Source organism: Acinetobacter sp. WCHAc060033 (genome assembly GCF_004209125.1).
Taxonomy (GTDB): domain Bacteria; phylum Pseudomonadota; class Gammaproteobacteria; order Pseudomonadales; family Moraxellaceae; genus Acinetobacter; species Acinetobacter wuhouensis.
The window spans coordinates 1-5861 of record NZ_SGSW01000088.1; the positions used below are offsets into that span (position 1 = coordinate 1).

At 35.7% G+C, this 5861-nt stretch carries 8 protein-coding genes; 1 reads left to right on the forward strand and 7 read right to left on the reverse strand.

All coding sequences use genetic code 11. The features are described from left to right. Window positions 1-822: 822 nt before the first annotated feature. The 6 genes from EXE10_RS19885 to EXE10_RS21630 form a co-directional block, all read right to left on the reverse strand. Window positions 823-1638: a hypothetical protein gene (locus EXE10_RS19885; RefSeq protein ID WP_130114505.1), complete on the reverse strand. Its 816-nt coding sequence runs from the start codon at window positions 1636-1638 to the stop codon at window positions 823-825. A 143-nt stretch (window positions 1639-1781) separates the two neighbouring features. Next, window positions 1782-1997: a hypothetical protein gene (locus EXE10_RS19890; protein WP_130114506.1), complete on the reverse strand. Its 216-nt coding sequence runs from the start codon at window positions 1995-1997 to the stop codon at window positions 1782-1784. Next, on the reverse strand, window positions 1987-2283 hold the full coding sequence (locus EXE10_RS19895) for a BrnT family toxin (RefSeq protein ID WP_130114507.1): 297 nt from the start codon (window positions 2281-2283) through the stop codon (window positions 1987-1989). The genes EXE10_RS19890 and EXE10_RS19895 overlap by 11 nt, the downstream gene beginning before the upstream one ends. A gap of 45 nt (window positions 2284-2328) precedes the next feature. Beyond that, window positions 2329-2829 carry a hypothetical protein gene (locus EXE10_RS19900; protein ID WP_130114508.1) on the reverse strand — a complete coding sequence of 167 codons (501 nt, stop codon included), beginning with the start codon at window positions 2827-2829 and terminating at the stop codon, window positions 2329-2331. Continuing rightward, on the reverse strand, window positions 2826-3755 hold the full coding sequence (locus EXE10_RS19905; protein WP_130114509.1) for a MobA/MobL family protein: 930 nt from the start codon (window positions 3753-3755) through the stop codon (window positions 2826-2828). The genes EXE10_RS19900 and EXE10_RS19905 overlap by 4 nt, the downstream gene beginning before the upstream one ends. Beyond that, window positions 3755-3910, reverse strand: coding sequence for a hypothetical protein (locus EXE10_RS21630; protein WP_004844891.1), 156 nt, complete (start codon window positions 3908-3910; stop codon window positions 3755-3757). Before EXE10_RS21630 ends, EXE10_RS19905 begins: the two co-directional genes overlap by 1 nt. Window positions 3911-4190: 280 nt before the next feature. Here EXE10_RS21630 and EXE10_RS19910 point away from each other — a divergent pair, with 280 nt between their 5' ends. Continuing rightward, window positions 4191-4598, forward strand: a complete 408-nt coding sequence (locus EXE10_RS19910; protein WP_068599486.1) for a conjugal transfer protein TraD — start codon at window positions 4191-4193, stop codon at window positions 4596-4598. Between the two features lie 53 nt (window positions 4599-4651). On the opposite strand, the gene EXE10_RS19915 is transcribed toward EXE10_RS19910, so the two are convergent. Continuing rightward, entirely contained in the window at window positions 4652-5836 is a 1185-nt protein-coding gene (locus EXE10_RS19915; RefSeq protein ID WP_130114510.1) for a hypothetical protein, read from the reverse strand. Between the last annotated feature and the right edge of the window lie 25 nt (window positions 5837-5861).

Here is a 5861-nt window from a genome sequence, read left to right on the forward strand (position 1 = left end):
TTCAATTAAATAACGGTTTATAGAAGATTAAAAGCATAAAAAAATAGCCTAAGCAGAATATTAGGTATATTAAAACCCATCTGCCTAATTCCCCTAAAAACAAATGCTCTCAACTTCTCAACTCGCCCCCAAAGCGTCGCACTTCGTGCTTTGGCTTTGGAAACGGTTGAGAGAGTTTCGGCAATACTCACCCTAAGGGCGGTCATTTAAAAAATGACGCATCCCCTAAGTATTGCCGATTTACCTGTATATATTTGGCTTCGGAGCCACGTATATCGGTCGTATCCGCACATAGCTTTGCACACTATGCAGACAAGGACTCAAAGTCTTGCACTTTGCTCCACGCGCTCCCTGTCGTTACATTGCCTGTATCTCTGCGAGGGTTTCCCCAACGTACAACTTAACAAGTCTTATGCAACTACTCCCAACGCTCCGCCTATGTGAAGTTCCCCTGTAAGCGGTTTAGCCTTTCGACTATAGCTACAATACGCCAGTGACACTTATTCCTACCACACGTACTGCATGCCGACCGTAAAACGGACACGCAGAAGCGGGCAAAGCTCGATCTAGGATACTTATTTGACGATTTAAAACACTTATTAACGAAGACTTTTCATTTTGAGGCTTGATATAAACACTGTTTATTGTAAAAATAGAGTTCAGGTACAAGCCTTAGTGTGAAATCAGTGCGAGGTGGTACTCCGCTGATCTTCGTTACTTGATGTTGAAGCATCAAATAACTGCGTACCGTTGAATTTACTGGAAAACCCCTCTAACTTGCAAGACTTAGAGGGGTTTTTGTTTATAATTTTAAATTACAAATTACTTTTCTTTGTTTAAAGCAAACTTTCGCTTCTTAATCACTGTAATCGGCTTCTCTAGTGGAGCCATATTTTTCTGAATGGCTACCTGCTTAATTTCTACTGGTACAGCACTATTTTCAGTAGACTTTGGACTAGCTTCTTTAGGCTTCGAGTCTGTTGATTTTTGCAGCGTTGCTTCTTTATTTTTAATTTTTATATAAATTTCATGTACGACCGCATTGTGTTCTTTAATCTCCCTATTTTTGCTCGTTATTTTTTTATATTGTTCTTTAAAGGGCTTTATAAAATCCTTGATAATTGATAGCAGTAGAGCTTCATCAGGGTGTATATCGGTCAGTGTTTCTGGTGCTTCAATTTGCACAAAATCAATAAAATTTAAGGGAAACTTTTCAATAATTTCAGGTGTAGCAAAGCTAACAAAGTCATAGCCCTGATAAGAAATTACAGCATATTTCGTATCTTTCTTAGTCGGATTTTTAATATAGCCTTTAACTATCGCATCACCTCGAGCAAGTAACTTTTTTAAGTAAAAATCTTTTATTTGGTTTTCTTCGAATGCACTATTTCTATAAAACTTAATCTTCTTATTAATTTCTTCTCGTTCTTCTACATTATCCTCAGCCACAAGTTTTAATTTATTACTAAATTTAATAAATTGGGTATGGTTATGTTGAGCAAGTTCAGAAGTCCAAATTAGTAACTGATTAAGATTTTCAGGAAAAATAACTTCAATATCGTTTAAATCAAGTTTTTTCATTAGTCCAAGCTCCTTTTGCTTAAACTCCTTTCTCTGTAAACTTGACTGCTTCAACATAAAACCACCTTTAACTATTACTGGTATTTCGAAATTATAAAATAAAAGCCCATCTAGTTTTGATACTAAATAGGCTTTTTCTTTGATTAATCAAACATTAAGACAATAAATAGAGTCATATCCAATCTTGACTAAATACTTAATCAAGCACGTTTCAATGCCATAATATGGCGAACCATTTCATTAATATGTTGTTTTGTTTCATTATCTTGTGAACTTAACCATGTTACTACATCAGGATCAAAAGCCTTTGCTTGAGCTATGGCATGACGTTCCTGTAATTTTTTTACAAAACTAGGTTTAACCAATGGGGCATTGGTAGGATCAAAATTTTTATAGCGTTCTAATTCATTTTGCATTGCTGTACCTCCGCTTTTGGTAATGTGATGGTTCAAATGCGGTAATAATTCTCGCAATATCTCCACGTTCAACCCAAACCACTGTTAATAGTCTACCACGATTGCTTAAGCCGACTGATATGAGTCGTTGTTCATCATAGTGTCCTACATCATCAAAAGAAGTTAGTGTAGGATCAATAAAGATACTACAAACCTCATCAAACGTAATTTCACGCCCTCTGTAGACTAATTCCATTTTTTGGTCATGCCATTCAAATAACATGCCGTAATATTCAATCAATGGCATGATTTTCTCTTTTCCTCTCGTACATTAACATAAGAAATATTCTTGTTATTTGGGGTCTATGACACATAAATCACCATGTTTTCCATAATTACACTGTTCTTTCATCACACGAACACACGTTTTAGATTCTTTTCCAACAGTACAACTTCGAATATCAAGCTGAATACCATCCTGTCTTAAGCTTTCAATTTTAGAAATATTCTCAAGTGGTTCGATATAAGCGGTAAATAGCCAAATGATGCCAAGCATCAGAATGGCGAAAATGCCTAAAATGATGGTGATGATTTTCCATGAAAATTGATCACTGGTTGATTCAATCGAGTTTTTTAAATGTCCAAGTGCTTTAGCGGTCTTGATAAGCTCTGCTGTACCCTCCTGTAAGCCCGTATTTAGCGATTTTGATACAGTACTATGGGTTTGCCCTGCTATGACCTTTTGAATGCGTTCTTCGGTGATTTGAAGCTCTTTAACAGCCTGATTGACTAGGTTCTGCTGTTGTTCTGCAACTGCCATCAGTGCATATAACTTTTTTTCATCAGGTGTCATCGGCTCATCCCTCTAAAATTCATTGTTTTCTGTTGCTCTCGTTCTAATTTCTGCTGTTCTTTGTACTGCTCTAAGGCAAGCTGTTTGAAGCTGTCAAAATCAGCCTTAAAGCTCTCAATGCCCTGTTTAATTTCTTTGTCTGAGATTGGGCTGTTTTTGAGGTCTTTCAGGTCGTTTTTAGGGTCGCCTAAGTCTAGTCGCTCAAGCTCTTTATAGGCTGTACGTGACTTTTGCAAGGCTTCCCTGATTTCAGGGTCTTTGGCTTGACTTGGTAATAGTTTCTTTTCGGGTTCTTTTTCCATGCCTTGCTCTTTATAGCTTCTCATATCAATACGGCTGTCAATTTGGTGTTTTTCTAAATGGCTGTTGCATAAATCTGCCCATCTTTGGCGTAGGTCTTTAATATCAATTTTTCGTTCCTGGTAACTCTTGCCTGTATTGTCCTTTTTAGCTCCGCCACGTTCAGGATTTTTACTGTTATAGCGTTTGAAATATTGCTCTGGATCTCGTTCAATTCCATCTTGCAGACGTTCATTAAACATGAGGTGGACATGGGGCTGATCGTTGCCGTCCATTGCTTTAGGGTTATGAATCGCAAACTGATATGGATATTTTGAGCCGATCTCGGACTGAATGAAGTCCTCAACCAGTTCTAGACGTTGCTCGGCATTCATCTCTCTAGGCAGGGCAATTTCATATTCTCGATAGGTACTGCCATTTTTGCGCTCGTAAAGATCGGCTGCCTGCCAAAAGGTAATTGGATTATGTTCAGCCCATTTCGGCATATTTCCATAGGCACTATGTTCAAGGTCGGTTTCTGCTTGCTCCTGTTTCAGCTTCTTTTCTTCATCCCGATCAATATATTCGGCATGCGGTGCTGCCTTGCCTACCTTGCCGACTTTGACACTTAAACGAGCAATCGCCATTAGGTCTTATCCTGTTCCTTTTTTCTGTTACGTTCTTTTTTAAATGCTCTTTGATCAAGTATCGAAGCCCACATCATAATGATGATAAGTAGCGGTGCTGCGATGACGCCAAAAGTAATATCTTTAATTTTTCCCAATACCTGTTTTAGTTGCATGCTGTTGCTCCTAGCTTTGGTACTTCTTTTTTTCATTCAATTTTCAATTGAATGAAAAAAAGAAGTTTCAGGGTTTTAGGGATGAAGTCCCTAACGTGCTTAGGTTTCTCAATGAAATTGAGAAACGTCTAAGCGCGCCATCAAATTTTTGATGGAAGTACAGGCGAAAATCTCTAGAACGACTTTAACAAAATTACGTTACTCGAACGTAAATATTTTGTTATCGTTCTTTGAGTATTGAGCCTGTGCTTTTGCGGTATCTGAATTAATGGAATTGAATATGAATAATGATTGGCTGTCTGAAAAAATCACCTATATTTCTGCTTTAAAGAATCCTAGTGATGCTCAAAAACTTTTACTTGAATTAGCCAAAATTCAGTACAGAACACCCGACCAAGAGAAAAAGATCAATGCCTTGATCAAAGCTGAAAAAGCCATAGATCGAGCAAATAAGCAAAAAGTTGCAGTTAGAAAATTATTGAATGCCGAAAAGGAAGCTGAACGTAAAGCTCGTACACGTCATCTCATTCAATTAGGCGCACTATTTGAAATAGCTAACCTAGATCAGCGTGACCCAGCCGAATTACTTGGCGTTCTTCTAAAAACTGCTGAAATCGACCCAAATGATATGAAATGGCAAATTTGGAAGGATTTAGGACAAGAAACCTTAAATCAGCGTAAAAAGTGACGTTTTATAATAAAAATCCCAATACTTAAATTGGGATTTTTGGAAACTAGAAGTTATTTTTTAATATCTTTTAACCAACTATAAAGGTATGGGTCTTTTTTCAATAGACTAGCAATCATTTCAATGCGTTTTGATTTATCTAATTTTAAAAGAATACTTCTGAGATCAGCATTTATAGATTTCTCTGGCGCGCCTCGGTCACGTGCTTTGCTATACCAATCATGTCCAAGAGTATATTCATGGTTTTCCATATATATAGCTCCCAATAAAGTACATGGTCTGTAGTCCTGAGAATTATTTTCATGAGCTTTTACGCCACATTCTATTGCTGTATCGACTTTTCTAATATCTCTCTTAACTCCTCCTAATGTAGTGAAATAAGCTGACAATAATTTTTTATTTTTATTTAGTGAGATTTCAGTATTTTCTAAAAACTTTTCAGCCTCTTTACTTGCTTTAGCTTTTCTTAATTGACTAGAGGCATTAATAGCATGCCAATGTAATTTGGTTGTCTTATATTGATTAAGATAAAAATCAGCTTCCACACGATGAAATTTTATCTTAAGTTCATCTGTAAAAAATTGTCGTCCTTCCGAATTTAACCAAATAGCATCTTGTTCAGATAATCTCTGATTATTATCTAATAATTTCAATATATTAATTAACTTAGATCTATGCTTATCCGCTATGTCATAGAAGTAAATATCATATTTTTTTATTAGATTTTTTTCTTTTTGCCTCTCTATATATTTAGGGTCAGATTCTAATTTTTTCCTACGTTCACGTTCAGCTTGTTCTCTAACTTTTCTTTCCTGAGCTAATTTTTCTTGTTGTTTCTTTAACTGAATTAATTCTAATTCTCTTAATTTTTCCAAGCGTAATCTTTCTGCTTCTAAGTGTTCTTGATGCTTTATTCTGTCATTAACAACTTCTTTCTTATATTGATTAAAAGAAATTTTACCTTCAACTAGACTATGTAAAGCATTAAGGTTTTGACGAACTAAATAGGCTTTCTCTGGCAAAGTTAAACTATCATTTTGCTTCGTTTTTAACTTTTGAATTATTTTATGAAGCATACTATGTGGGATCATTGAACTTTCGATATGATCTACACAATAAAAAACAGCATCTTTTCTCATATCATCAAGATATGTTTGATGTTTAACAGCATCCTCAACAGATACTTTACCTCGATAATTAGAATGGTACGTTTTTTTAAAAAATCTGCTTCTAGTCATTTCAAAGATTCAAAAATTATTACCA